Raw genomic sequence first — 25,838 nt, forward strand, 5'->3', positions numbered from 1 at the left:
TCACGCGCCACGAACGATGTGCTCCGGCCGGACCGGCACGCGCGCCAGCGCCAGGCCCGTGGCGTCGCGGACCGCGGCGACGATCGCGGGCGTGGACGACAGCGTCGGCGGCTCACCGGCCCCGCGCAGCCCGTACGGCGCCTCCGGGTCGGGATGTTCCAGGATGTCGAGCCGCATCGGCGGCATGTCGAGGATCGTCGGGATGAGGTAGTCGGTGAACGACGGGTTCCTGACCTGGCCGTCCACCACGATGATCTCCTCCATCAGGGCGAGGCCGAGGCCCTGTGCGGATCCGCCGTGGATCTGTCCCTCCACGCCCGTCCGGTTGATGATCTTGCCGACGTCCTGGACGGCGGCGAGTTCGACGACCTTGACGAGCCCGAGTTCCACGTCCACGTCGACGACGGCGCGGTGGACGCACAGGGCCAGCTGGGTGTGGCTGTGCCCCTGCCCGGTCACGGGGTCCATCGGGACGGTCGGCCGGTGCCGGTACTCGCGGGTCCGCTCGATGACGTCCTCGCGCAGGACGTCCTCGACGGTGCCGAGCACCCCGTCCGCCCGAGAGACGATCTTCCCGCCGATGACGGTCAGGTCCTCGGCGTCGCGGGAGAGGCGGTGGGCGGCGAGGGCGAGCAGGTCGGCGTGGACCGCCTCGCAGGCCGCCTTCACCGCGCCGCCCGACATGTACGACTGGCGGGACGCGCTGGACGATCCGGCGTCGCCGACCCGGTCGTCGGCCGGGGCGATCGTGACCTTCGGGACGCCCAGCTCCGTCCGCGCGATCTGCGCCTGGATCGTGACGAGGCCCTGCCCGACCTCGGCGGCGGCGGTGTGGACGAGCGCCGTGGCCTCACCGCCGATGACCTCCAGCCGGACACGGGCCGTGGAGTAGTCGTCGAAGCCCTCGGAGAAACAGATGTTCTTGATCCCGACGCCGTAGCCGATGCCCCGAACGACCCCCTCGCCGCGTGTCGTCTGCGACACCCCGCCGGGCAGGTTCCGTGGGTCGGACGGGTCGAGCGGCGGCGGCAGCGGCATCGCGTCGAGGCGGGTCAGCATGTCGGCGAGCGGTGCGGGCGACTCGATGACCTGCCCGGTCGCGAGCCTCGACCCCTGCGAGACGGCATTGCGGCGGCGGACCTCGACGGGCCCGATCCCGCAGGCCGCGCCGAGTTCGTCCATCATCGACTCGTAGGCGAAGCACGCCTGGACCGCTCCAAACCCGCGCATCGCGCCGCAGGGCGGATTGTTGGTGTAGACGCCGTAGGCGTCGATGCGGATGTTGGGGATCTCGTACGGGCCGACGCCGAGCGAGGCCGCGTTCCCGACGACGTTCCTCGTGGACGAGGTGTACGCGCCGCCGTCCAGGACGATCTCGACGTCGGCGTACAGGAGCCGTCCGTCGGCGGTGGCGCCGTACTCGTACCGCATCAGCGCCGGGTGCCGGTGGACGTGCCCGAAGAACGACTCGTGCCGGTCGTACGACATCTTGACCGGCCTGCCGGTGCGCAACGCCAACATCGCCGCATGGATCTGCATCGACAGGTCCTCGCGCCCGCCGAACGCGCCGCCGACGCCCGCGAGCGTCATGTGCACCTGGTCCTCGGCGAGGCCGAGGCACGGCGCGATCTGCCTGAGGTCGTTGTGCAGCCACTGGGTCGACACGTGCAGGTCGACGCCGCCGTCCTCGGACGGGATCGCCAGTCCCGCCTCCGGCCCGAGGAACGCCTGGTCCTGGATGCCGACCTCGTACTCCCGCGCGACGACGATCTCGGCCTCGGCCCCCGCGGCGGCCACGTCGCCGACGCGGACGGGCTGGTACCGGGTGATGCCGCCCAGCTCCTGGACCTTCCGGCCCTCCGGATCGGCGACGACGGCGCGCGCGTCGGTGATCGGGGCGTGGACGTCATAGTCGACGACGATCCTCGCGAGGGCGCGGCGGGCCGCCTCCGGATGGTCGGCGGCGACCAGCGCGACCGGCTCGCCCTGGTACCTGACCTGGTCGATGGCCAGGACGGGTTGGTCCGCAGGGTGGTCGAGGCCGAACAGCGCGCGTCCCGGGACGTCCTCGTGGGTGAGGACCGCGCGGACACCGGGCATCGCGAGGGCCGGGCCGATGTCGATCGACCGGATCAGCGCGCGGGGGTGCGGGCTGCGCAGCGTCGCGCCCCACAGCATCCCGTCCATCCACAGGTCGGAGGCGTAGGCGAACTCGCCGGCGACCTTCAGCGTGCCGTCCGGGCGGAGCGGGCTGTCCCCCACGCCGCCCGGCGCGGACGTCACGTCCAGGCGCGAGGTCATCGCGACACCTCCTCGGCGAGCGCCGTCAGACGGCGGTGGGCGGCGGCGCCGCGCCGCGCGACCTCGTCCTGCGGAACGGTGACGAGCGTGTCGTCGGCGACGACGGTCCGGCCGCCGACCAGCAGGCGGTGCAGCGGTGGGGGCGGACCGAACACGAACGCGACGACCGGATCGTCGACGGCGGCGCGGAAGCCGTCCATCCGCCAGAGGGCGATGTCGGCGAGCCTGCCCGGTTCGAGCGTGCCGAGTTCGTCGTCGCGGCCGAGGCAGCGGGCCCCGCCGAGCGTCCCCATCTCCAGGGCCTGCCGGGCGGTGAGGGCGGTCGGTCCGTAGCGGGCGCGCTGCATGTAGACCGCCTGCCGCAGCTCCCCGGCGAGCGGTACCAGTTCCGCCGACGCGGGGCCGTCCACGCCCAGCCCGACCGTCGCGCCCTCGGCGAGGAGGTGGGACACGCGGGCGATCCCGGCGCCGAGGCGGGCGTTGGAACTCGGGCAGTGCGCCGTGCCGGTCCCGGTCTCGGCGAGCCGTTTGACGTCGGTGTCGTGCAGGTGGACGCAGTGCGCGAGCCACACGTCCGGGCCGAGCCAGCCGATCGAGTCCATGTACTCGACCGGCGTCATGCCGAACTGCTCGGTGGTGTGCTCCTCCTCGTCGAGGGTCTCGGCGAGGTGGGTGTGCAGCCGGACGCCCTTCTCCCGCGCCAGCTCCGCCGAACGGACCAGCAGATCCCGGGTGACGCTGAACGGGGAGCAGGGCGCGACGGCCACGCGCAGCATCGAGCCGGGCGACGGGTCGTGGTACCGGTCGATCGCGGCGGCGGTCTCGGTGAGGATCGTGTCGAGGTCCTCGACGACCTCGTCGGGCGGGAGCCCGCCGCGTGACTCGCCCCGGTCCATCGAGCCCCGGCACGGGTGGAAGCGGACGCCGATCTCCCGGGCCGCCTCGATTCCCGCCGCGAACAGGTCGCCGCGTCCCTTCGGGAACAGGTAGTGGTGGTCGGTGGAGGTGGTGCAGCCCGACTTGGCGAGCCAGCCGAGGCCCGCGCTCGCCGCCCCGGCCACGACCTCCGCGTCCATCTTCGACCAGGGCCCGTACAGGGTCGTCAGCCACTCGAACAGGGTGTCGTTCACCGCGAGACCCTGACTCGCCCACTGGTAGAGGTGGTGGTGCGCGTTCACCAATCCGGGGGTGGCGAGGCACCCGGTGGCGTCGATCCGGTCGTTCCGGTCGGCCTCGGCGAGCGCGGGCCGGCCGGGGCCCACGGCGGTGATGCGGTCGGCATCGACGACGATGTGGCCGTCCGGATACTCGTCGCCGGAGACGGTGACGACATGGGCGTTCTCGATGACGGTCCGCGTCGCGCGCGTCATGGCGCCGTGGCCTTCCGCTCGGCGGCCAGCCGTACCGCGTCGAGGATCTTCTCGTAGCCGGTGCAGCGGCACAGGTTCCCCGCCAGCGCCTCGCGGATCTCGGCGTCGGTGGGCGCCGGGTTCCGCTCGATCAGGTCATGGGACTGGACGATCAGACCGGGTGTGCAGAACCCGCACTGGACGGCCCCCGCCTCCAGGAACGCCTCCTGGACGGGATCGAGCCGCTCCTCACCCGGCGGCCCTTCGGCCAGGCCCTCGACCGTGCGGACCTTCCGCCCCTCCGCCTGACCGGCCGCGACCAGGCACGAGCAGACCGGAACCCCGTCGAGGTAGACCGTGCAGGAACCGCATTCGCCCTGCTCACATGCGTTCTTCGAGCCCGGCAGGCCCATCCGTTCCCGAAGCAGGAAGAGCAGGCTCTCGCCCTCCCACACATCGTCCACGGCCTGCCGCGAGCCGTTCACCGTGAGGTTCACGCGCATCAGGAGGCCTCCCTTCCCAGCGAGTCCACGCTTCCGGTGGAGCCCGCGCGATGGTCGTTCCAGGCCCAGGTCAACGTGCGGCGCGCCATCACCGACAGGGCCCGTCGGCGGTAGTCGCCCGTGCCGCGGACGTCGTCGATCGGCGACGCCGCCTCCGCCACCAGCTCCCCGAACCGCCGTGCCGCCGCGTCCGGCAGCGGGCCACGGCCGTCCCAGTCCAGCTCGTGCGCGATGAACGCCTCGGCGGCGGAGGCCCGGCGCGGTGTCGGCGCCGCCGAGCCGAGTCCCGTGCCGACGCGCCTGTCCTCCGGACGCAGCGCGACCGCGAACGAGCACACGGCGATCACCATCGCGTTTCTGGTACCGATCTTGGAGAAGTACTGGGGGCCGGACGCCGGGGCCGCCCAGAACGCCCGGATCAGCTCGTCCGGCGCCAGCGCGTTCCGCTTCACGCCGGTGAAGAACTCCGCGACCGGGATCATCCGGACGCCGCGCGCCGCCGACTCCGCCTCGACCACGGCGTCGCCCGCCAGCAGCGGCGGATGAGCGTCCCCGGCGGGCGAGGCGGCGCCGAGGTTCCCGCCGACCGTGCCGCGGTTGCGGATCTGTGGCGAGCCCACGGTCCGGGACGCCTGCGCGAGGCCCGGCAGGCTCCGTCCGAGTTCGGTGATCAGCCGGGCGTACGGGACGCCCGCGCCGACGCGGAGCCGTCCGCCCGCCGGGTCCCAGTCGGTGAGGGCGTGGACGCCGGTCAGGTCGAGCAGCGCCGCGGGCCTTCGCCGGTCGAAGTTGATCTCGACCATGATGTCGGTGCCGCCCTGGACGGGCAGCGCGTCGGGCCGTTCCGCCTTGATGGCGAGCGCGTCCTGCCAGGTCGCCGGTCGTAGGAAGTCCATGTTCCTCGCTCCCTCAGGTCCAGGCGGACGGAGCGTCCGGCGCGTCGTCGGTGAGGACGGTGCCCTCGACGAGCCCGTACGGGCGGTCGGCCGCGAAGTAGACCTCGTTGTCGTTGTCCATGCCGAACGGCTCCAGATCGACCAGATGGTGATGCCTGTTGGGCATCGACAGGCGTATCTCGCACAGCTCCGGACGTTCGTCCAGGACCCGGCGGCCCATCTGGAACAGCGTCTGCTGAAGCGACAGGCTGTGCGTCTCGGCGAACGCGCGCAGCAGGTGGTTCCGGGCCTCGCGGAAGGACACGTCCCAGTCCTGTGCCGCGATGCCCCGGTGACGCCACCGCGCGGTGATGGCCGTCGCGAGGACCCGGTCGTCGGTCGGGGGAAGCGTCGTGTACTCGTCCCGGAGGAAGCCGTGGAACTCGCTGCCGGTCGAGTTCAGGACGGCGAGGTCCCGCAGCCCGGAGACGACCGATTCGGCGCCGCCGTCGCCGTCGCTGTGCACCAGCGCCGTCCGGACCTCCCCGCCGCTCCGGACGAAGGAGTGCCCACCGGTGATGCGGTCCCAGGCGTACTCGTGGATCTCCACGCGGGCATGGGTGATGGTCGGCTGCGAGTCCACGAAGTGGCGCGCGAGCAGGAGACCGAAGTCCTCGATCGTGGCCATGCCGTGCTTCTTGGCGAACGCGAACACGGTGTTCTTCTGGCTGTCGGTGGGCAGGACCGCGGCGTTGTCGCCGGACAGATGGACGTCCTCCATGGCCCCGGAGAGGAGGACGGTGACGTTCACGTCCTTGATCCGGTGGACCTCGCCGTCCCTCCCGGCGTCCCTGGTGACGCGGACGACGCGCGTCTCCGCCTTTCCGTAGCGGTTGGGCCCGAGCACGATGGCCATCGGCGTTAGCTCCCTCGGTACGTCGAGTAGGCGAACGGGCTGATCAGCAGCGGCACGTGCAGATGCCCGCCGGGGTCGGTGATCGTGAACACCACGGTCACCTCGGGGTAGAAGTCCGACAGCGCGGACGTGTCGAACACCAGGCGATGCGTGCCGGCTCCCGGCTCGGCGTTCCAGTGCCTGATCCGGCCGTCGTCGTCGGTGCGCGCCTCGGCCAGGGTGGTCCAGCCGCCGTCCGGGTCGCGCCGCTCCAGCCGGACGGACGTTCCCACGGCGGGCAGGCCCCTGGCCGCGTCCAGCACATGCGTCGAAAGACTCATCGCGCACTCCCCCGGGTCCGGTCGACGAGTTTGGCCAGCCGAAGTTCCACGATCTTCGTGAGTTCCCTCCGGACGACGGCCCGCTCCGTCGCGGTGTCGTTCGCCAGGCGGGCCCGGAGGTCGCCGAGCATGCCGGCGGCGCCACGGCCCGTGGCGCAGATCAGGAACACGTGGCCGAAGCGCTCCTCGTAGGCCCGGTTCCCGTCGACGAGGGCGGCACGCACGTCCGGGGCGGTTCCGTCCATCCCCGACTGCTCGACCCGGGACCAGCCGTCCACCCGGTCGCCGATGCGTGGGTGCTCGGCCAGGGCCTCGATCACGTCGGGCCAGTCCAGGTCGTCCAGGGCCGCGACTCCGGCCGCCCGCAACTCGTCCAGGTCCCGGTAGGGGCGTCCCGCGAGCGCCGCGACCCACCGGCGGGACGCGCAACACGCCGCCAGGTCCGCATCGGTGAACCGCATCCGCGCTCCCTTCTCGCCTGTCAGTACACACAGGCGTTCGGGAGCCGGTCGAGGGACAGGACATCCGAACTCGGGCACCGGCCGCGCGCGGCGCTTTGTAGGTTTCTCCATATGAAGCTGCGCGCCCTGCTCGCGATGCCGGACCTGCGGCTGGAGGTCGTCACCGGGGAGGACGCCCTCGACCGGCCGATCCGGTGGGTCGTCACCACCGATCTCCTCGACCCCGGCCGCTACCTGCGCGGGCGGGAACTCGTGCTCACCGGGCTCGTCTGGCGGTCGGGTCCGGCCGACTCCGAGACCTTCGTGCGGGCCCTCGTCGACGCGGGCGTGTCGGGCCTCGCCGCCGGGGACCTCGCGTTCGGCACCGCCCCGGACGATCTCGTCGACGCCTGCCGCCGGTACGGGCTGCCACTGTTCCGGGTCCCCGAGGACGTGGCGTTCGCGACGGTGACGGAGGAGGTCGTCCGGCATCTGTCCGGGGCCCGCGCGGCGGATCTGACCGCCGTTCTCGACCGGCACCGCCGCCTCGTCGAGGGCACCGGGCTCGGCGCCGTCCTCGACCTCGTCGACCGCGACCTCGGCATGCGCTGCCGGGTCCTCACCGCGACCGGGCGGCTCGTCGCCGGTCCGCGGCCACCCGATCCCGCCGCCCTGGCCGGGGCGTTCGTCGGCGCGCCGCGCCTGCCGCACCACGTGCCCGGCCTCGACACCTCGCTGTTCGCCGTCGACGAGGGCGGCCGGTGCCGCGCGGCCGACTGGTTCATCGCCTGCGACGGAGACTTCGCCGACTGGCCCGCCGAACGCCGCGCCCTCACCGGCGAACTGGCCGCCATCGTCGCGCTGGAACGGGACATGCTGGACGACCGCCGGAGCGCGGACGACCGCCGCGCCCAGGAGGTCGTGACCGCCGCCGTCACCGGCGACGCGCCGACGCTGGAACGCTCCGGCGTCCTGGCGGACGTCCCGCTGGTCGCGGTCGCCGCCACCGGCCGTGGCGAACCGGGCCCGGAGGAGGTGCGCGCCGTCCTCGCCGAGGTCCTTCGGGACGCGGGCCCGGTCCTCGGCCTGGTCGACGACGAGATCGTCGCGCTCGTCCCCGCGACCGGACGCGACGTCGCCACCGAGATCGAGGACGGACTGGGCGCGCTGTCACCCGGCCTGTCCGGCGGCGGCGTCGCGGTCGGGGTCAGCGACACGGTCCAGGACCCCGACCCGCGCGGCGCCGTGGCGGAGGCCAGGCACGCGCGGCGGCTGGCCGCCGCGCGCCCGGCGCCGGTGTGCGTCGTCCGGCACCACGAACTCGCCACGCACGTCCTGTTGCTGGCCGGCGTTCCCGAGGACGTCCGGCGGATGTTCAAGGCGCGCCTGCTGGACCCGCTGCGCGCCTACGACGAGGAGCACGGCGCCGACCTCGTCCTGACCCTGGAGACGTTCCTGCGGTGCTCGGGCTCCTGGACGCGCTGCGCCGAACGGCTCCATCTGCACGTCAACTCGGTGCGCTACCGGATCCAGCGCGTCCAGGACCTCACCGGGCGCGATCTGTCCCGCCTCGAAGACCGCGTCGACTTCTTCCTCGCCCTCCGGTTGGACTGACTCATCCCCGCCCGGTGAGGGCGGACAGGATCTCGGCGATGGACGCCTCGGTGGCCGCCTTGTCGAGGCCGAGGTCGGAGAGGATTCCGCCGCCGTCCTCGAACTCCAGGAGGGCGAGGAGGATGTGCTCGGTGCCGATGTAGTTGTGGCCGAGCCGGAGGGCCTCGCGGAAGGTCAACTCCAGCGTCTTCTTGGCGTCGGCGTCGTAGGGGACGAGTTCGGGGACGCTGTCGGCCTCCGGCGGCAGCGCGGCCGTGGCGGCCTGCCGGACGGAGTCGAGCAGGACGTCCTGCGCGAGGATGGCCTTGGCCGCGACCGCGTCCGGCTCCGCCAGCAGCCCGAGGACGAGGTGGGCCGGGCGCATGTGGTCGTTGCCCGCGGCCTTGGCCTCGTTCATCCCCGCGACGATGACGTTGCGGGCCCGCGGCGTGAAGCGGGAGAAGCCCTGGGAGGGGTCCAGGTCGGGGGCCGTCAGCCCCTTCGGCACGAACCGTTTCTGCGCGGCCTGCTTGCTGACCCCCATGCTCTTGCCGATGTCCGTCCAGGACGCGCCGGAGCGGCGGGCCTGGTCGACGAAGTGGCCGATGAGGTGGTCGGCGACCTCACCGAGATGCTCGGCGGCGAGGACCGCGCTGGCGAGCTGTTCGAGGGCGTCGGTGTGCACGGTCTTGATGGTGGCGATCAGCTCGTCCAGCCGTACCTGGCCGCTCGCCGGAATGGGTTCCGTCATGCGTCAACCATAGGTTGACGCTCCTATCGCGTCAACCCATGGTTGACGGTCGTCGTTCAGACCTCGGGGATGCCGCTCGGGGACGCGGTCGTCGGGGCGGGAGCGGGCGAGTTCGTGACCGTCGGCACGACCGGTCGCACCGGCTCCTCGTGCCGCGACCCCGAGTTCCACCACCAGAGGGCGAACGAGATCGCGAACAGCACCAGGACGCCCGCGATCACCTGGATCACCGCCAGGCGATGGCTCGGCTCACCGCGTCGGCGCCCCCGGAGGCGGGCGCCGGTCGGGCCCCTCGCCACCCGCGCGGCGCGGCGGGCACGGCGCCGTTCGCGTCTCCCGGGCGGTCGGGCCCGTTCTCGCGCGGACGGCTCGGTGAAAGTGGCGCTCCTGACGAAGTCGTCGTCGAACACGGGCTCGTCGAAGTCTGCGGCCATAGGGATCTCCGGCGCGGGGGGCGGCGGTCGCTTCCAGGCTAGTCCACGATCCGGACGTCGATCGGTCGGTGCCGGGCCGTGCCGACGCGCCGGTAACGTACGGAGACTAAGGTCTAGTTACATCAACGGCATTAAGGGGATGCCGGTGCGCGCACGCCCGGCGCCCCTCGGCTGACGGGAGCGGTGTGTGGGCAGGGGCCGGTGTGGGTGAGGCAGTCGAGTCGGGGGCGTCACGGAGCGGCGGCGACGATCCGTTGCGGGTGGCGGTGCTGTCGTACCGGAGCAAGCCGCACTGCGGCGGGCAGGGCGTCTACCTCCGGCATCTGACCAGGGAACTCATCGACCTCGGACACACGGTGGAGGTGTTCTCGGGGCAGCCGTATCCGGAACTGGACCGTGCCGAGATCGTCCTCACCAAGATCCCGAGCCTGGATCTGTACCGGGACGAGGACCCGTTCCGCACCCCGTCCCTCCACGAGTTCCGCGACTGGGTGGACGTCCTGGAGTTCGCGCACATGCGGACCGGCGGCTTCCCCGAGCCGCTGACGTTCAGCCTGCGGGCGCTGCGGACGCTGCGCCGGCGGCGGCGCGACTTCGACGTCGTCCACGACAACCAGGTCCTCGGCCTCGGCAACCTCGGCATCCCCCGGCTCGGGCTGCCGCTGGTGACGAGCATCCACCATCCGATCAGCGTCGACCGGCGCATCGAGCTGGAGGCGGCCGAGGGCCTGAAGGAGCGGCTCGGCAAGCGCCGCTGGTACGGGTTCGTCGCGATGCAGTCGCAGGTGTCGCGGCGGATCGGGACGGTGCTGACGGTGTCGGAGTCGTCCAAGGTCGACATCGTCCGTGACTTCAAGGTCGACCCGCGCGACATCGAGATCCTGCCGCTCGGCGTCGACACCCGGATCTTCCATCCGCGCGGGCCGCGCGTCCCCGGCCGGATCGTCGCGATGGCCAGCGCCGACGCCCCGATCAAGGGGGTGGACGTGCTGCTGCGCGCGGTCGCCAAGGTCGCCACCGAACGGGACGTCCATGTGATCGTCGTGAGCCGGCCGCGCAAGGACGGCCCGACCGAGAGACTCGTCCGGGAACTGGCGCTCGGCGAGCGGGTCCGGTTCGTCAGCGGCATCAGCGACCAGGAGCTGGGCGCGCTGATGGCGTCCGCGGAGATCGCCGTCGTGCCGTCCCGCTACGAGGGGTTCTCGCTGCCCGCGGTGGAGCACATGGCGTCCGGGACGCCGCTCGTCGCGAGCCGCGCCGGGGCGCTGCCCGAGGTCGTCGGTGACGCGGGCGCCCTCGTCGCGCCCGGGGACGCGGAGGAGCTCGCCGCGACGCTGCACCGGCTGCACGACTCCGCCGCCGAACGCGAACGGCTCGGCGCCGCCGGGCTCGCCCGCGTCCAGGAGCGGTTCGCCTGGCCCGCGGTGGCGAAGGCCACGGTCGAGCACTACCGGGCCGCGCGGAACCGCGCGCGGGCGCGGGCCAAGTGAGGGAACGCCTTCCCGGCGCCCTCCGTGAGGAAGGAGCACGACCCTGCTGACCGTGGATTTCCAGCGGTTCCCCGTCGAACCCGGAGACCGCGTCCTCGACATGGGCTGCGGCGCCGGACGGCACGCCTTCGAGCTGTACCGCCGGGGCGCGCACGTCGTGGCGTTCGACCAGGACGCCGACGAGCTGACCGGGGTGGAGACCATGTTCGGGGCCATGCGCCTCGAGGGCGAGGTGCCGGCGGGCGCGACCGCCGAGACGGTGCGGGGTGACGCGCTCGACCTGCCGTTCCCGGACGACCACTTCGACGCCGTCGTCGCGTCGGAGGTGCTGGAGCACATCCCCGACGACATGCGGGCCATGCGCGAACTGTTGCGCGTCCTCAGACCGGGCGGCAAGCTGGCGGTGACCGTGCCGAGCTGGTTGCCGGAACGGGTGTGCTGGGCCCTGTCGGAGGACTACCACACCGCGCCCGGCGGGCATGTGCGGATCTACACGCGCGCCGAGCTGGAGGCCAAACTGAAGTCGGTCGGGTTCCGGGTCGGCGGTCACCACCACGCGCACGGCCTGCACGCCCCCTACTGGTGGATCAAGTGCGCGGTCGGCGTGAACAACGACGACCATCCGCTCGCCAAGGCCTATCACCAGGTCCTCGTCTGGGACATCATGAAACGCCCCCGCGCCACCCGCCTCGCCGAACGCGTCCTGAACCCGCTGATCGGCAAGAGCGTCGTCGTCTACTTCGCCAAGCCCCCGCGTACGGGGTCGGGAGGGGCCGCCCCGGCCGAGGAGACGGCGGATGCGGTCTGAGACCGTCCCGCCCGCGCTGCCGGGAGTGGTGTCACGGGACGACATCGTCGCGACGGCGCGGAGCATCGTCGCGCAGCAGGAGGCGTCCGGCGCGATCCCCTGGTTCGCGCCGACGGCCGGGGTCCCGGGCCATGTGGACGCCTGGAACCATGTCGAGGCGGCGATGGCGTTGACCGTCGCCGGGTTCGGCGCGCAGGCGCGGCGGGCCTACGAGTGGCTGCTCGGCGTCCAGCGGCCGGACGGGTCCTGGCCCGCGAAATGGGTGCTGGGCGAGGTCACCGAGCCGGGCGGCGAGTCCAACCACGCCGCGTACGTGGCGGTGGGCGTGTGGCACGAGCTGGTGCTGACCGGCGACGAGGACTTCGCGCGGCGCATGTGGCCGGCGGTGCGGCGCGCGATCGACTTCACGCTCGGGCTCCAGACCCGGCGCGGGGAGATTCTCTGGATGCGGCACGAGAGCGGCCGCGCGGCCGACCACGCGCTGCTCACCGGCTGCTCGTCGATCTACCAGTCGCTGCGCTGCGCGGTGGCGCTGGCCGAGCATCTCGGCGAACCGGAGCCGGAGTGGGAGCTGGCCGCCGACCAGCTCGGGCATGTCGTCGCCGCGCATCCGGAGGCGTTCGCCGACAAGAGCCGCTGGTCGATGGACTGGTATTACCCGGTGCTCGGCGGGCCCGTCCGCGGCGCGGCGGCGGCGCGGCGGTTCGCGGACGGCTGGGACACCTTCGTCGTGCCGGGCCTCGGCTGCCGCTGCGTGTCCGACCAGCCGTGGGTGACGGCGGCGGAGAGCTGCGAACTGGTGCTGGCGCTGGACGCGGCGGGCGACCGCGACCGGGCGCTGGAACTGTTCGCGACCGTCCAGCATCTGCGGCACGAGGACGGCTCGTACTGGACGGGCTGGCAGTTCGAGAACCGGCGGCACTTCCCCGGCGACCGGTCCACCTACACGGCGGCGGCGGTGATCCTCGCGGCGGACGCGCTGGCCGACGCCTCCCCCGGCGCCCGCCTGTTCAAGGAGATCGCGGGACGTCCGCTGGGGCCGTGCGCGGCCTCCGACCCGGCCGCCTGCGGATGCGCCCTGGTCACGGCCGCCCGGAGGTGAGCGGGTCCGCGTCGCTGACGCGGTGCAGAACGCGGAGCGAGCCGACCGCGCGGCGTTCCTCGAACACGCCGCCGGCGAGCGCCCGCAGATAGACGTGGTACGGGGCCTGCCCGCCGTCCTTCGGGTCGGGGAACACGTCGTGGATGACCAGGGCCCCGCCGACGGCGATGTGCGGCGCCCAGCCCTCGTAGTCGCCCTGCGCGTGCTCCTCCGCGTGGCCGCCGTCGACGAACAGCAGCGCGAGCGGCGTCCGCCAGAGCGCCGAGACCGTGCGGGACTGCCCGACGACCGCCACCACCTGGTCCTCCAGGCCCGCGGCGGCGATCGTCGCGCGGAACGTGGGCAGCGTGTCCATCCGGCCGGTGCGCGGGTCGACGAGGGACGGGTCGTGATGCTCCCAGCCCGCCTGGTTCTCCTCGGAGCCGTGGTGGTGGTCGACGGTGACCACGACGGTTCCGGCGGCCCTGGCGGCGGCGCCCAGGTAGACGGCGGACTTCCCGCAGTAGGTGCCGACCTCCAGAAGCGGGCCGGTGCCCGCGAGGCGCGTCCCGTACTCCAGGGCCGTCTCGTAGAGGGCGAGGCCTTCGTCGTCGGGCATGAAGCCCTTGGCGGAGCGCGCGGCCCGCAGCAGTTCGAGCGGCATCTCAGGGACGGGCCGTGCGGTCGTCCCCGAACCGGTGGACGCCTCGGTGTCGGTCATCGGTCTCCCTCCGTCCGGGCACCATATCCAAGTGCCATGAACACGGGACGAACCCCCTGTTTCAAACGAAGAGCGGAGAAGGCGATGCGAGTACGGGTGGACCCGCTGGTGTGCGAGGCGAACGCCGTGTGCGTCGGGCTCGCGCCCGAGATCTTCGACCTCGATGACGACGACGTGCTGCACGTCCTGCGGCCGGACGTTCCGCCGGCGGACCGCGACCGCGTCCGCCACGCGGTGCGCTCCTGCCCGAAGGCGGCCCTGTCCATCGAGAGTGTTGATACTGACAACACCTGACCTAGAAACATGGAAAGTCCAAAGGCCTTGTGGCAAGCGCCAATGTACCTGTGACCATGGAGACTGTAGACTTTCACAACACCTGAACCCCCGACGCCATACGGAGGCTCCATGGCACGCGCCGCGGTACTGCACGCGTTCGGCGACAAGGAACTCGGACTACACGACGACGTATCGACGGTCGGGCCGGGTCCCGACCAGGTGAAGGTCCAGATCAAGGCGACCGGTGTGTGCCACACCGACCTGCACCTGATCAGGGGCGTGCTGCGGCAGGGCCTGCCGATGATCGTGGGCCATGAGGGCGCCGGAGTGGTGACGGAGGTCGGCGACCGGGTGACGGATGTCCGCCCCGGCGACCATGTCGTGATCAGCTGGATGCCCGACTGCGGCGAGTGCGCCGAATGCCTGCGCGGTCAGCCGTACCTGTGCCTGACCCTGCGGAACGCGGCGCGCACGGATCCCCGGTTCAAGCTCGGCGACGGCACCGCCGCTTACGGCATGTCGGGCATCGGCACCTGGGCGGAGGAACTCGTCACCCACCACCGCAGCGTGATCAAGGTCGCCGAGGACGTCCCGTTCGAATACGCGGCGCTGCTCGGCTGCGGCGTCCCGACCGGCGTCGGCGCGGTCGTCAACACGGCGAAGGTGACTCCGGGCTCGACGGTCGCGGTCATCGGCGCGGGCGGCGTCGGCCTCTCGGTCATCCAGGGCGCCCGGCTGGCGGGCGCGTCCGCGATCCTGGCGATCGACCCGAACGAGGCCAAGCATCCGATCGCCGAGCGGTTCGGCGCCACCCACGCCGTGACCCCGGACGGTCTGGACGAGGCCAAGGCACGGCTCACCGGCGGCGCGGGCTTCGACTACGCCTTCGAGGTCGTCGGCAAGTCCGTCGCGGTCACCACGGCGTGGAACGCGACAAGGCGCGGCGGCGAGGTCGTCATGGTCGGCGCGGGCGCCGCCGACGACATCTGGAGCCTGCCCACGTCCGCGCTGCTGTTCGAGGGCAAGACCCTCAGGTCGGCGGTGTACGGGAGCAGCGACCTCCGGCGTGACATCCCGCGGTTCGTCGACCTGTGGCGGGCGGGGCGGCTCGACATCGAGGGCCTCGTCACCAGCAGGATCGGCTTCGGCGACCTCAACGACGCCGTCCGCACCCTCGCCGAGGGCAAGGCGATCCGCCAGATGGTCCTCTTCGACTGAACGACCCCTATTTCGGACACGACCTAATGTCGGCCGTTCCTGTTCGATAATTCGGGCGGCGTTTTCTCCCGGAGGGGTGGGGCACCAGGCGATCGCCAGACCCCCACCGGGAGGAGACACCGTCCATGAGGACCCGATACCGGCCGCACATCGGCATCGTCGGCCTCATCTATCTTGTCATCGGCCTGTTCGTGGCCTTCGACCGCGACTACATCGACGCGGATCTGATCCGCCGTGTCGGCAGTGCCCTGCTGGCCGTCTTCCTGTGGTTCCTGATTCTGCTGGGCGTGGACCTGCACATCCGCGCCTAGCCACAGACCCGGGCACGGGCCGTCCGTAACCCCCGCCACGTGACGGTCCGTGTCCGGTACGACAGAACCCCCTCGCGTCCCGGTCATAGACCGTGGAGTGCGGCAGGAGTTACCGTCCGCGCATGACGATGAAGGACTGTAGTTGTGGACACGGCGGCGGCTGCTCCTGCCCGAAGGGATGCGGCTGCGGCTGCAACGGCTGACCCTACTTCGGGACGGGCGCCGACCAGAGCAGAGGCACCTCGGACCGGCCGTCGTCGACGACGCCGGTCGCCACCACGGCGGGGCCCAGGGTGGTCACCTCGGTGAGGCGCTGGTCGCCGGGGCCCGTCAGACCCGGGACCTCGACGCGGCGCCAGGTGACCCCGTCGGCCGACGCGAGGACGGCCCCGTCCTGCCCCGAGGCGCTCGCCGTCACGACGAACCCGCTCGGCGTCGCGGTGACGGCGGTGGCGGTGACGTTCGCGCCGAGGTTCTGCGGCGTCCAGGTCGTCCCACCGTCCCCGGACACCAGCGCCGCGGAGTCCGCGCCGATCGCCACCAGGACGCCGCCGTGGGCGGCGATCCCCGTGAGCGGGGCCGAGGCGAGACCGGGCGGTAGCTTCGCGGGCGTCCAGGCCGCCCCGTCGGGCGACGTCCACACGGCCGGTGCCGCCCCCCGGCCGCCGACCGCGACATAGCCGCGCGCCGTCGCCGTCACATCGGCCGGGGCGCCGTCCAGGACGGTCCGCCGCCACGCGGCGAGATCCGGCGAGGCCCACGCCGACTCGGCGCCGACCGCGACATAGCCGGACGGCCCCGCGGCGACGGCCACGGGCGGTGGGCCCGCGGGGAACGGCGACCGCCGCCACACCGCCCCGTCCTGCGAGGTCATCGCCAGCGGGCCGGGCGCCGCGCCGGAGGTGCGTCCCACGGCGAGCCAGCCCCGGTTCCCGCGCACGACGTCCGCGAGCCATCCGGGCGTGGCCGGGAACCCGGCCCGGGTCCACGCGCGGCCGTCGGGGGCGGACCAGATCGCGGCGCCTCCGTTCGTGGCGCCCACCGCGACGGCGCGGCCGGGGCCCCCGGCCAGCGACCGGATCGAGCGGTCCGGACGGACGGCGCCCGGCACCGTCCGCAGGGCGACACCGGACAGGTAGGCGTCATCGCCCTGCCGTCCGGCGATCATGAGCGTGCCCGCGGACACCGTCAGACCACCGGTCCCCACCGGCGCGGGGACGGTGCCGCCCGGACGCCAGGCCCGGCCGTCGTCGCTGCGCAGGACGGCGCGGGCGCCCCGCGCGCCGCGGACGATGACCGCGAGACCGTCCCGGGTCCCGCCGAAGCGCTCGATGCCCGCACCGCCGAACCGGCTCGCGGCCTGCCATCGGAGCCCGTCCGTCGAGGTGAACAGCACCCCGAACCGGTTGATCTTCCGCCTCTTCTTCCGCCGGACCACCTGCCGGGCCTCCCGGACGGTCGCGAACCCGCCCGGCCCGACCGCGAGGCCCTTGGTCGGGCCGTGGGAGCCCTGGGCCTGCGGCACCGCGACGGGCGTCCAGGTCCGTCCGGCGTCGGTGGAGCGCCAGAGGCCCTCGCCCAGCACCGTGCGCACGGCCTTCTTCCGGCCCTTCCTCACGACGACCCGCCGCGCCTGCGTGCCGTGCGCCACGAGCACGTTGCCGTACGCGGCCACGCCGTCGAGGCTCGTGACACCGGTGAGGCCCTCGACACGCCGCCAGGTCTCGCCGTCCGGCGACGTCCACACGACGGCACGGCCGGACGAGTCCCCGACCGCGACGAAGCCGGCGCCGGTGCGGGTCAGGTCGTTCACCCGGTCGGTCGGCGTGAACCCGGCGCCGAGTTGCCGCTTCGTCCAGGTCGTGGCGTTCACGCTCGTCCAGGCCACCGGGCCGCTCCCGCCGGCCGACGCGCCGAACGCCGCCCAGCGACCGGCCCCGCCCGCGACATGGCGCGGGACGTCGCCGCGCGGGGGAACGGAACCGTCGGTCGCGCGCACGCCCGCGACCGACCAGGTGCGTCCCGCGTCCGTGGAGAGGAGAAACCGAGCCCGCTCCCGTCCGGGAACGCCGGGGCCCTCGGTTCCGGCGGCGACGACGGTCGAGCCTGTCGAGGTGACGGCGGTGAGTTCCTGGACGAGCCCGTCGGTCGCGGCGGCCGGGTCGGCGGCGAACAGCGCGTCGGCCGCCACCGCACCGGGGACGGCCGGAACACGAGGCTCCACGGTCTCGTCCCCGCCCCGCGTCACCCCGACGAGCACACCGCCCGCGACCGCGACGAGCCCCACCACGACGGCCAGCCGGACCCCCGACCTCTCCGCACGCGCCTTCTCCGCGCCCGCCTTCTCACGCACCTTCTCCGGACGCGCCGGAACGGGCGGTGGCTGAGCCTCCGCGGGGCCCGCGACCCGCACGTCCTCGGGGTCGGGTTTCGAGCGGGCCGCGTCGCCGGGGGCGAGATCAGGGTCGGGCTTGGAGGCGGGCGGCTCCGCGGGGGCAGGGGGTTCCGCTGGTGTGGCCGGGCGTTCGCGGGGCGGGGCGCCGTGGCCCCAGGTCAGTCCGGCGGTCCGCCACGCCTCGTAGGCGCGCTGCCAGGGCGACAGCGTCGCGGGCATTTCGGCGAGATCGCCGGCGACGCCGAACGTCAGTCGCCGCCGGGCCCGGCGGGAGCCCGCGGGCTCGTCCTCGGCCGTCCGCCGGGCCTCGTTCTGCTCCGGAGTCCTCGCCGTCACACGCGCTCCTTCACGGTCCTCTCGGACCACCATCAAATCGCGCCACGCTCATCCATGTACGGACATCGACGTGAACGGCGGCCAATGGGGGCCGCGGGAGCGTTCTATCACCTCAAGGGCGGCGTATACGATCTTTCGCTTCGATCGACCCCTTGTAGCCGTAACCCCGGATGTGAACGACCGGTGAACCGGCGCGGGGATCGCCGTGGACCTCGGCGGACACGCCGACACCGTCCGTCTCCACGCGCACACCCGGCGGCACGATGATCTCGACCGTGGACTTGTAGGCAAGCACCCGCAGCCTCGTGACGGAGGCGTCCAGCTCGGCGGCGCGCAGGTCCAGCAGGCCGGTGCCCTTGTACACCGCGACCGTGAACCGTTCGGGCAGCCGCCAGCGGCCGGCCCTCGTGACGGAACTCTTGTACGCGACCTGGAAGCGTCCCACCGGGCCGCGCTCGGTGCCCTGGGGAACGACCTCGCGCCCACCGGGCGGCAGGTCGGCGGCCACGGCGCCGAGTTCCCCGTGTGTCCGGGCGGCGAGCACCAGGTCCATGCGCTCGTCGAGCTCCGCCTCGCTCAGCCGCCCCTCCGCGAAGGCCGTGTGCAGCCGGACGAGCATGTCGTCGCGATCGCGGTCCGAGGCCCGCACGGCCGGGGGGTGCCGCTCGACGCTCATCGCATCTCTCCCTTCGGGTGCCTCCGCAGGATCGGCCCTCCACCGACGGGAGGGTCAAGGCCGAGAACGATCGAGATGTATCGTAACCAGTTTCCGCTCGGTTTTCGAGACATTGACCGCATCCCGACGCGCGATCATGAATGCGCGGCCTTCGGACGTCCGTCCGCTAGATTCGGAAACGGCCCGGGAACGAGGGGGGACGATTTCATGGGCGGGACGTCCGGTCGCGCGCACGGTCCGTACACCCTGTACGACCTGGACGCGCTCCCGGAGGACGGCCGCCGCTACGAACTCGCCGACGGCTGGCTGAACGAGCTGCCGGGCGACCTGTGGCACGACCACGCGGCGGACCAGTTGAAGGCCGTCCTCAAGGAGGCGGCCAGCCACGCCGACGCCGACGTCCACGTCGCCGGCGCCCCGCAGGACGTGACCACCCCCGCGGGCGTCCGCAAACCGGACGTCTTCGCCGTGAGCCGCGACACCGCCCGCGCCGCCCTGGAACGCCGGACCCGCACCTACTACGGACCCGACCTCATCCTGGTCGCCGAGGTCGTCACGCCCCGCACGGTCAGCGAGCAGATCGACCGCGTCCGCAAGGTCGACGAGTACGCCGCCACCGGCATCCCCCACTACTGGCTCGTCGACCTGGAGCCACGCCCCACGATCACGCTTCTCGAACTCGTGGACGGCCGTTACGAGGTCACCGGCAAGGCCCGCTCCGGCGAGACCGTCACCCTGCGCCACCCCTACCCCGTGACCTTCGACCCCGCGCGTCTCTCCGAGATGGACTGACTGTACTTATTGCAGGAACGGCCCACTTCGCTCGCCTGGCGGCTCGCTACGTGACCGTCCCTGGGCGAACGCGCATCGCTTCGCGATCCGCCCGGCTCCGCTCGCCTTCGGCTTCGCTGCGCCGGGCGGGTCACGCGTTCGGCGCGGGCTGAGGCCCTCGCTTCGAACACGATCTAGGCTCGGGGGGTGATGTTGCTGATGACGGTTGAGGGGTGGCTGGGGCAGCGGGGGCCGCGGTTCGTGCTGTCGGAGGCGGGGGCGGTGTGGGCGCCCACCGACGACGCCGGTGCGCTGGCCGTGGCCGACGACGTGTTCGCGGACGGGCAGGTCGTCGCCGTCACGCTCGACCCCGAGCCCGGCGCGATGCCGCCACGCGGGGCGATCGACCGGACGACGGCGTCCCGCGTCCGGTACGCGCGCCGCGGGCCCGCCGGCCGGCATGTGGCGCTCCTGGACCGTCCGGCGACGGCCGAGGCGCTGGACCTGCTGCCGCACCCCGAGGGCGGCTGGTTCCGGGAGACGTGGCGGTCGGAGGTGACCTTCACGCCGGATGGCTACCCGGGCGAGCGGGCGTCCGCCACCGGCATCTACTTCCTGCTGCCGCCGGGCGAGGAGTCGATGTGGCACACCGTCCGGTCCGCCGAGCTGTGGCTGTGGCATTCGGGCGGCCCGTTGACGCTGTTCCTCGGCGGCGACGGCGAACGGCCCGCCGAGACGCCGGACCCGGTCACCCTGGGCCCGGACGTGCTCGACGGGCAGGCGCCGCAGGCCGTCGTACCGCCGGGAACCTGGCAGTCCGCGCGCCCCGCCGGGCCCACGGAAGTGCTGGTCAGCTGCGTCGTCTCGCCCGGATTCGACTTCGCCGACTTCCGGGCGCCCGGCGGCTGACCAGCACCGACCGGATCGTTCCGACCGTCAGTAGCCGGGTCAGTAGCTGACCGTCGCCTGCGGGCCGCTCATCGTGCGCATGATGTGCTCGATCAGCGCGATGAGCACCTGCTTGGCGTCCTCCCGGTCGCGCACGTCGCAGGAGATCACCGGGATGTCCGGGGACAGGTCGAGCGCGTCGCGGACCTGCTCGGGCGAGTGCCGTCCGGCCCCGTCGAACCGGTTCACGCCGATGATGAACGGCACGCCGCGCCGTTCGAAGTAGTCCACCGAGGCGAAGCAGTCGGCGAGCCGCCGGGTGTCGACGAGGACGACGGCGCCGAGCGCTCCCTTGGCCAGCTCGTCCCACATGAACCAGAAGCGGTCCTGACCGGGCGTGCCGAACACGAACAGGACGAGACCGTTGGGCAGGGTGATCCGCCCGAAGTCCATCGCCACGGTCGTCGTCGTCTTGCCCGCGACCGCGCTGGTGTCGTCGATCCCGATGCTCTTCTCGGTCAGGGCCTCCTCGGTGCGCAGTGGGCGGATCTCGCTGACCGCGCTGACCAGGGTGGTCTTGCCGACGCCGAAACCACCGGCCACGAGGATCTTCACCGTCAGCGCGGACTCACCCTGGCCGGCGGCCGCGTCAGAGCGCACGGATTCCATCGATCACTTCCTTGAGTACGCGCTCGCTGGGGAACTGCGCCACCGGCGCGGGACGCCGGACCTGTAGCAGCGAGCGGTCGAGCAGATCGCCGAGCAGGACACGGACGACCCCGAGGGGGAGTTCCAGATCCGACGCTATCTCGGCGACCGACAGCGGTGTGCGGCAAAGTTCCAAGATCATATGATGTTCGGGCGCCAGCGGCGACGCCGAGGCGGGGTCCGGTGCGGACTCCGGGGGTTCCACGGCGGCGATCAGGGCGACGAGATCGAGTTCCGCGCCCTCGTAGTGCGTGCGGCCGCCGGTGAGCGCATACGGGCGGACGACCGGCCCCGCCGCGTCATCGTCTTCGTACCAGGTGCCGTCCTCCATGACGTCAACCGCCCGTCCCGGCCGCGGCCCGCGGGTCGGCCGACAGGTGCCGCCCGACGCGGGTGACGAGCATCGCCATCTCGTAGGCGATGATGCCGAGGTCGGCGTCGGCGTCGGCGAGGACGGCGAGGCACGCGCCCTGCCCGGCGGCGGTCACGAACAGGAACGACGACTCCATCTCGACGATCGTCTGTCGGACGGGCCCGCCGCCGAACGCCTCCCCGGCCCCCTTCGCGAGGCTCTGGAAGCTGGCGGCCACGGCGGACAGATGCTCGGACTCCTCACGGGACATCCCGCTCGAGGCCGCCATCCGCAGGCCGTCGCTCGACAGCACCACGGCGTTCTGCACGGCGGCGACCTTCTGGACGAGGCTGTCGAGCAGCCAGTCCAGCTCGCCTCCGGCTCCGCCCGGAGTCTCCGCACCGGACTGCTGGGCCTGTGTCATCGGGTGTCGCCCTCCTGGTGACCTGGTTTCGGAGCGGCCTGTGGTTTCGGCTTCCTGGCGGGTGGTCTCGCCCTCTTGGCGGACGGTCTCGGCCGCTTGGCGGGTGGTTTCGGAGCGGCCGGGGCCTCGGCGCCCTTCGTGCCCTCCGTGCCCTCCGTGCCCTCGGCGCCCTCGGCGCCCTCGGCGTCCTGTCGGCCGCGTTCCCAGCCGCGCTGCATGGCGGACAGCATCGACCGCATCGTCTCGGGCGAGCGCTCCCCGCCCTCCTCGGCCCGGTCCTTCTCGGGGGCCGGGGCGGCGTCCGCCGGGACGGGCGCGGACAGCGGCATCGTCCCGGCCGGTTCGGGCGGGGCGTTGCGCTGCGCGGCCAGGCGCGCGTCCACCCGCTGCCTCAGCTGGGGAGCGAGATGCTGCTGCCGCCGCCGCTTGGGCAGCTCGCCCTTCTTCAGCGGTGTCGCGGGCGGGGGCGGGGCCTCGGGTTCGGAGACGTCTCCGGCGGCGTCCCCGTTCGCGTTCTCAGGCGCCTCCTCGGCGGGGGCCTCGGCGACCAGCCGCACGATCCCGCCGGTCTGGGTGCCGCCGGACGCGGCGGCCGTGTCCTGCACGGTCTGGATCGGGCCGGTCGCCCGGCGCACCGGGGGCTCGTCGGCGTTCTCCACGACGATCGTGCCGGGGATCAGCGCGACGGCGGTCGTCCCGCCGTAGGGGGACGGCCGGAGCGTCACCGTGATCGAGTGCCGTTCCGCCAGCCGCGCGACGACGAACAGCCCGAGCTGGGCGGTGTCGGACGGGTCGAACTCCGGCGGGCGGGCGAGCCGTTCGTTCGCGACGCGCATCGCCTCCTCGGTCATGCCGAGCCCGCGGTCCTCGACCTCGATCGCGAAGCCGTTGGCGACCGCCTGGCCGCTGACCCGCACCGGCGACTGCGGCGGCGAGAACGTGGTGGCGTTCTCCACCACCTCGGCGAGCAGGTGGATGACGTCGGCGACCGCGGAGCCGAGCAGCGCGACCCGTGGCAGCGGCTGCACCTGGACGCGCGGATAGTCCTCGACCTCGGCGACCGCGCCGCGGACCACGTCCACCAGCGGGACGGGACGGCGCCAGCCGCGTCCGGCCGTCCGTCCGGCGAGGATGACCAGGCCTTCGGCATGGCGGCGCATCCGGGTCGCGAGATGGTCGAGGCGGAACAGGTCGGACAGCTCGGACGGGTCCTCGGTGCGACGCTCCATCGTGTCGAGCAGGCTGAGCTGGCGGTGCAGCAACGCCTGGTTGCGGCGCGCGAGGTTGACGAAGACCTCGCTGATGCCGCGCCGGGCCGCGACCTCGCCCTCGGCGGCCAGCCGCACGGCCTCGTGGGCCCGGTCGAACGACTCGGCGATCTGCCGGATCTCGTCGATGTGGTAGGCGACGTCCGGCGCCGGTTCCGGTTCGGGGGTGCGTCCGGCGCGGATCTGCTCGGCCAGCTTCGGGAGCCGCTCGCGGGTGAAGGCGACGACGCCGGAGGCGAGCGTCCGGCACTCGCGCAGCAGCCGCCGGGAGACGCGGACCGCGAGCAGGGCCGACACGATGATGGCGACAAGTCCGAGGCCGCCGGTGAGGCCGAGCCGCAGGAACGCGTCGACCGCGATCTCCCTGGCGTGCTCGGTGACGTCGTCGAGGACCTTGATCTCCAGGGCGTACAGGTCGGCGTTGGCGGTGTCGAACACCGACCGCCAGGTGGCGGGGTCGATGACCTCGACGCGCGCCCTGGCCGGCGCGGCCTCTCGCGCCGGGGCGGCGGCCCGGCCGGCGCCGGGCGCCTGGCGGGTCTTGCGCGGCTCGGCGGCCCCGGGCGGCTCCGCGCCACGGATGACCTGGTCCTCCAGCTCGCGGAGCTGGACGAACCGCGCGGATGCCACGAGACCTTCGTAGCGGGTGCGGTCGGGGTCCGGCAGGTTCGTCGCGGCGTCGGTGAACAGCATCCGCTGGGCCCCGACGAGCTGCGCGAACATTCCGCGCTCGGCGGTGCTGACGCGTCCGGCGGCGAGCGCGCCGGTCAGCAGCGCGTCCTCGCGGGCCATGAACTCGCGGGCGCGGCCGATCTCGGCGAGGGTGCGGGAGTGCGCGGTGATGGAGCCGTCGCCGGGCGCGGTCGCGCCGTGGACGGCGAAGCTCGTGTCGATGAGCGTGTTGTAGTCGCGGAGGATCTGGCCGCGGTCGGCGGTCCGCTGGTCGACGTTCCGGCGGATCGTCTGGAGCGTGTCGAGGCCCCGGACGAGCGCGTCCACCCGCCGGACGGTGTGCGCCGGGAGCGCGTCGCGCAGGTCCCCGTCCGCGCTGCCCGCGCGGACGTCCGCCGCCGCCTTGTCGGTCGCCCGGCGCTGCTCCCGCATCGCTCCGGACGCCGCGAGCCGCCCGCCGACGAGCTCGGCCATCGAGAGGCGCCGCTCCTTCTGCAGCCCGTGGACGAGCCGTTGCATCGGCAGCAACGTCTCCTGCTGGAACTTGCGGCTCTGGATGAGCTCGTTCGCGTCGCCGTAGGTCGTGCCGGTGAGGAAGACCCACAACGAGGCCAGCGCCAGCAACGGCACGAGGACCAGGACGGTGATCCTCGCCCGGATGGAGGAGAATCGAGGAACCTTCACGGCTTCGGCCTCCGGGGGCGGGGCATGCGGGGTTTTCCTCCCGATCTGTGGGAGTAAGGGGCGTGCCGGAGCCTACTACGTGGGCGCGCGTTCCGGGCCGGCATCACGGCCTGCCGCGAAACGGTCACCCCCGGCACCAACGGAGCCCGGATAAACGAATCAACGGCCACAAGATTGCGGCAAAGCGGGATAATTTACATCATTTCGCACTGTTGTCCCGCGCCATTGCGCCATACTCTCGTTCTTCACCCACTGCTCGGCCCCATGGCCGGCACGGGAAGGAGAGCACGATTCACACAGGCGACCCCCACGTCCCCCACGCAGGCGACGGCGGCGACCGGGACGGGAGACCGAGACCCTGGACCGAGGGCGTCCGGGGCGAGGACGTTACGATGCCCGCCGTGAGTTCCGAGAGCCAGGTACCCGACGCACTGCCGTCCCGGCGGCGCCGCGCCCCCCGTGGCGGCCGGCATCGCGGCGACGAGTCCTTCCTGCTGCCCCCCGGACTGCCCACCCTCGTCCTGGCCGTGCCCGGCTCGGCCCGGCGGCCCGGCACCGAGCTCGCCATCGAGCTCGCCCGGCTCGTCGAGATCGAGCACACCGGCCAGCCCGCCCGGGTCGGGTTCCTCGAGGGCGACGAGGCGAACCTGCACACGGTCCTCGCCGGGATGCGGCGTGAGGACGACGAGCTCGCGGCGGTGGTCGTGCCGCTGTCCACCGGGCCCGACCCGGTTCTGGACGCGGCCCTGCACGCCATCGTCACGAACGCACCGGCGCGCGCGGTCGCCGCCGAGCCGCTCGGCCCGCACCCGTTCATCGCCGAGGCCCTCCACGACCGGCTCGCCGACGCCGGCCTCGCCCGCGCCGACCGCATCCGGATGATGACGATGGTGACCGCCGCGTCCGGTGTCATCGTCGCCACCCCCGGCGACGTCACCGCCGTCCGGCAGGCCGAGGTCACCGGCGTACTGCTGGCCTCCCGGCTCGCCGCCCCGGTGTTCACCGCCTCCCTGAGCGACGAGTCGTCCGTCAAGGCCGCGGCGGAGCAGCTGCGCGCGGCGGGCGCCACGTCCATCGCGCTCGCCCCGCACCTGGTCGGCCCGGAGCCGGACACGGCGCTCGTCGCGTCCGCCGCGGCCGCCGTGGGCTGCCCGTACTCCGCCCCGCTGGGCGCCCACCCCGCCCTGGCCCGCCTCGCCGCCCTCCGCTACGTGGAGGCGCTCTCCCTGGCGCTGGCCGAGTAGGGCGGACCGGGCCGGACGGGCCTCGTGGACACC

At 73.1% G+C, this 25,838-nt stretch carries 26 protein-coding genes; 10 read left to right on the top strand and 16 right to left on the bottom strand.

What is annotated here, in order from left to right; translation table 11 throughout:
* From BZB76_RS22015 to uraD, 7 genes are read right to left on the bottom strand one after another with little or no spacing between them, the layout of a single operon-like run.
* Positions 1 to 2,301, bottom strand: a complete 2,301-nt coding sequence (locus tag BZB76_RS22015) for a xanthine dehydrogenase family protein molybdopterin-binding subunit (protein ID WP_121436330.1) — start codon at positions 2,299 to 2,301, stop codon at positions 1 to 3.
* A complete protein-coding gene (locus tag BZB76_RS22020) occupies positions 2,298 to 3,671 on the bottom strand; it encodes an 8-oxoguanine deaminase (protein ID WP_121436331.1) in 1,374 nt (457 codons plus the stop codon). The genes BZB76_RS22015 and BZB76_RS22020 overlap by 4 nt, the downstream gene beginning before the upstream one ends.
* A complete protein-coding gene (locus BZB76_RS22025; RefSeq protein ID WP_121436332.1) occupies positions 3,668 to 4,153 on the bottom strand; it encodes a (2Fe-2S)-binding protein in 486 nt (161 codons plus the stop codon). The genes BZB76_RS22020 and BZB76_RS22025 overlap by 4 nt, the downstream gene beginning before the upstream one ends.
* Positions 4,153 to 5,049, bottom strand: coding sequence for an FAD binding domain-containing protein (locus BZB76_RS22030; RefSeq protein ID WP_121436333.1), 897 nt, complete (start codon positions 5,047 to 5,049; stop codon positions 4,153 to 4,155). Before BZB76_RS22030 ends, BZB76_RS22025 begins: the two co-directional genes overlap by 1 nt.
* A gap of 13 nt (positions 5,050 to 5,062) precedes the next feature.
* Positions 5,063 to 5,944: a factor-independent urate hydroxylase gene (gene pucL, locus BZB76_RS22035; RefSeq protein ID WP_121436334.1), complete on the bottom strand. Its 882-nt coding sequence runs from the start codon at positions 5,942 to 5,944 to the stop codon at positions 5,063 to 5,065.
* Positions 5,945 to 5,949: 5 nt separating this feature from the next.
* Positions 5,950 to 6,264: a hydroxyisourate hydrolase gene (uraH, locus tag BZB76_RS22040; RefSeq protein ID WP_121436335.1), complete on the bottom strand. Its 315-nt coding sequence runs from the start codon at positions 6,262 to 6,264 to the stop codon at positions 5,950 to 5,952.
* Positions 6,261 to 6,725 carry a 2-oxo-4-hydroxy-4-carboxy-5-ureidoimidazoline decarboxylase gene (gene uraD / locus BZB76_RS22045; RefSeq protein ID WP_121436336.1) on the bottom strand — a complete coding sequence of 155 codons (465 nt, stop codon included), beginning with the start codon at positions 6,723 to 6,725 and terminating at the stop codon, positions 6,261 to 6,263. Before uraD ends, uraH begins: the two co-directional genes overlap by 4 nt.
* A gap of 111 nt (positions 6,726 to 6,836) precedes the next feature.
* Here uraD and BZB76_RS22050 point away from each other — a divergent pair, with 111 nt between their 5' ends.
* Entirely contained in the window at positions 6,837 to 8,318 is a 1,482-nt protein-coding gene (locus tag BZB76_RS22050; protein ID WP_121436337.1) for a PucR family transcriptional regulator, read from the top strand.
* 1 nt (position 8,319) lies between these two features.
* Here the strand turns inward: BZB76_RS22050 and BZB76_RS22055 are convergent, their stop codons facing one another.
* Positions 8,320 to 9,048 carry a Clp protease N-terminal domain-containing protein gene (locus BZB76_RS22055; protein ID WP_121436338.1) on the bottom strand — a complete coding sequence of 243 codons (729 nt, stop codon included), beginning with the start codon at positions 9,046 to 9,048 and terminating at the stop codon, positions 8,320 to 8,322.
* 56 nt (positions 9,049 to 9,104) lie between these two features.
* On the bottom strand, positions 9,105 to 9,482 hold the full coding sequence (locus tag BZB76_RS34885) for an SCO2583/SCO2584 N-terminal domain-containing protein (protein ID WP_170180706.1): 378 nt from the start codon (positions 9,480 to 9,482) through the stop codon (positions 9,105 to 9,107).
* 203 nt (positions 9,483 to 9,685) lie between these two features.
* Between BZB76_RS34885 and BZB76_RS22065 the strand changes: the two genes are divergently transcribed.
* From BZB76_RS22065 to BZB76_RS22075, 3 genes are read left to right on the top strand one after another with little or no spacing between them, the layout of a single operon-like run.
* The gene (locus tag BZB76_RS22065; protein ID WP_121436340.1) at positions 9,686 to 10,972 is read left to right on the top strand and encodes a glycosyltransferase family 4 protein; all 1,287 of its coding nucleotides are present in this window, start codon (positions 9,686 to 9,688) and stop codon (positions 10,970 to 10,972) included.
* A gap of 43 nt (positions 10,973 to 11,015) precedes the next feature.
* Positions 11,016 to 11,780, top strand: coding sequence for a class I SAM-dependent methyltransferase (locus BZB76_RS22070; protein ID WP_211343167.1), 765 nt, complete (start codon positions 11,016 to 11,018; stop codon positions 11,778 to 11,780).
* A complete protein-coding gene (locus BZB76_RS22075) occupies positions 11,770 to 12,882 on the top strand; it encodes a prenyltransferase (RefSeq protein ID WP_121436342.1) in 1,113 nt (370 codons plus the stop codon). Before BZB76_RS22070 ends, BZB76_RS22075 begins: the two co-directional genes overlap by 11 nt.
* Here BZB76_RS22075 and BZB76_RS22080 read toward each other — a convergent pair.
* Entirely contained in the window at positions 12,863 to 13,582 is a 720-nt protein-coding gene (locus BZB76_RS22080) for a class I SAM-dependent methyltransferase (RefSeq protein WP_246007111.1), read from the bottom strand. The two genes, BZB76_RS22075 and BZB76_RS22080, sit on opposite strands and share 20 nt — an antisense overlap.
* Positions 13,583 to 13,666: 84 nt before the next feature.
* Between BZB76_RS22080 and BZB76_RS22085 the strand changes: the two genes are divergently transcribed.
* The 3 genes from BZB76_RS22085 (at position 13,667) to BZB76_RS22095 (ending at position 15,387) form a co-directional block, all read left to right on the top strand.
* The gene (locus tag BZB76_RS22085; RefSeq protein WP_121436343.1) at positions 13,667 to 13,876 is read left to right on the top strand and encodes a ferredoxin; all 210 of its coding nucleotides are present in this window, start codon (positions 13,667 to 13,669) and stop codon (positions 13,874 to 13,876) included.
* A gap of 111 nt (positions 13,877 to 13,987) precedes the next feature.
* Positions 13,988 to 15,076, top strand: coding sequence for an alcohol dehydrogenase catalytic domain-containing protein (locus BZB76_RS22090; RefSeq protein ID WP_121436344.1), 1,089 nt, complete (start codon positions 13,988 to 13,990; stop codon positions 15,074 to 15,076).
* Positions 15,077 to 15,201: 125 nt separating this feature from the next.
* Complete coding sequence (locus tag BZB76_RS22095; RefSeq protein WP_117400368.1) at positions 15,202 to 15,387, top strand: hypothetical protein; 186 nt, start codon at positions 15,202 to 15,204, stop codon at positions 15,385 to 15,387.
* Between the two features lie 205 nt (positions 15,388 to 15,592).
* Here the strand turns inward: BZB76_RS22095 and BZB76_RS22100 are convergent, their stop codons facing one another.
* Together BZB76_RS22100 and BZB76_RS22105 are read right to left on the bottom strand one after the other, a co-directional pair.
* Complete coding sequence (locus BZB76_RS22100) at positions 15,593 to 18,118, bottom strand: hypothetical protein (protein WP_121436345.1); 2,526 nt, start codon at positions 18,116 to 18,118, stop codon at positions 15,593 to 15,595.
* A 112-nt stretch (positions 18,119 to 18,230) separates the two neighbouring features.
* The gene (locus tag BZB76_RS22105) at positions 18,231 to 18,794 is read right to left on the bottom strand and encodes a DUF1707 SHOCT-like domain-containing protein (protein WP_121436346.1); all 564 of its coding nucleotides are present in this window, start codon (positions 18,792 to 18,794) and stop codon (positions 18,231 to 18,233) included.
* A gap of 207 nt (positions 18,795 to 19,001) precedes the next feature.
* Between BZB76_RS22105 and BZB76_RS22110 the strand changes: the two genes are divergently transcribed.
* Together BZB76_RS22110 and BZB76_RS22115 are read left to right on the top strand one after the other, a co-directional pair.
* Complete coding sequence (locus BZB76_RS22110) at positions 19,002 to 19,586, top strand: Uma2 family endonuclease (RefSeq protein WP_121436347.1); 585 nt, start codon at positions 19,002 to 19,004, stop codon at positions 19,584 to 19,586.
* A gap of 198 nt (positions 19,587 to 19,784) precedes the next feature.
* Positions 19,785 to 20,474, top strand: coding sequence for a cupin domain-containing protein (locus BZB76_RS22115; protein WP_246007112.1), 690 nt, complete (start codon positions 19,785 to 19,787; stop codon positions 20,472 to 20,474).
* Positions 20,475 to 20,513: 39 nt separating this feature from the next.
* Here BZB76_RS22115 and BZB76_RS22120 read toward each other — a convergent pair whose 3' ends face one another.
* From BZB76_RS22120 to BZB76_RS22135, 4 genes are read right to left on the bottom strand one after another with little or no spacing between them, the layout of a single operon-like run.
* Positions 20,514 to 21,122 carry a GTP-binding protein gene (locus tag BZB76_RS22120; protein ID WP_121436349.1) on the bottom strand — a complete coding sequence of 203 codons (609 nt, stop codon included), beginning with the start codon at positions 21,120 to 21,122 and terminating at the stop codon, positions 20,514 to 20,516.
* Positions 21,103 to 21,492, bottom strand: coding sequence for a DUF742 domain-containing protein (locus BZB76_RS22125; protein WP_121436350.1), 390 nt, complete (start codon positions 21,490 to 21,492; stop codon positions 21,103 to 21,105). The genes BZB76_RS22120 and BZB76_RS22125 overlap by 20 nt, the downstream gene beginning before the upstream one ends.
* A gap of 4 nt (positions 21,493 to 21,496) precedes the next feature.
* Positions 21,497 to 21,937 carry a roadblock/LC7 domain-containing protein gene (locus BZB76_RS22130; RefSeq protein WP_121436351.1) on the bottom strand — a complete coding sequence of 147 codons (441 nt, stop codon included), beginning with the start codon at positions 21,935 to 21,937 and terminating at the stop codon, positions 21,497 to 21,499.
* Positions 21,934 to 24,561, bottom strand: a complete 2,628-nt coding sequence (locus tag BZB76_RS22135) for a nitrate- and nitrite sensing domain-containing protein (protein WP_121436352.1) — start codon at positions 24,559 to 24,561, stop codon at positions 21,934 to 21,936. The genes BZB76_RS22130 and BZB76_RS22135 overlap by 4 nt, the downstream gene beginning before the upstream one ends.
* Positions 24,562 to 24,962: 401 nt before the next feature.
* On the opposite strand from BZB76_RS22135, the gene BZB76_RS22140 reads away from it, so the two are divergent.
* Positions 24,963 to 25,805: a sirohydrochlorin chelatase gene (locus BZB76_RS22140; RefSeq protein WP_121436852.1), complete on the top strand. Its 843-nt coding sequence runs from the start codon at positions 24,963 to 24,965 to the stop codon at positions 25,803 to 25,805.
* Positions 25,806 to 25,838: the final 33 nt, after the last annotated feature.

This window comes from Actinomadura pelletieri DSM 43383 (genome assembly GCF_003634705.1).
Lineage (GTDB): Bacteria > Actinomycetota > Actinomycetes > Streptosporangiales > Streptosporangiaceae > Spirillospora > Spirillospora pelletieri.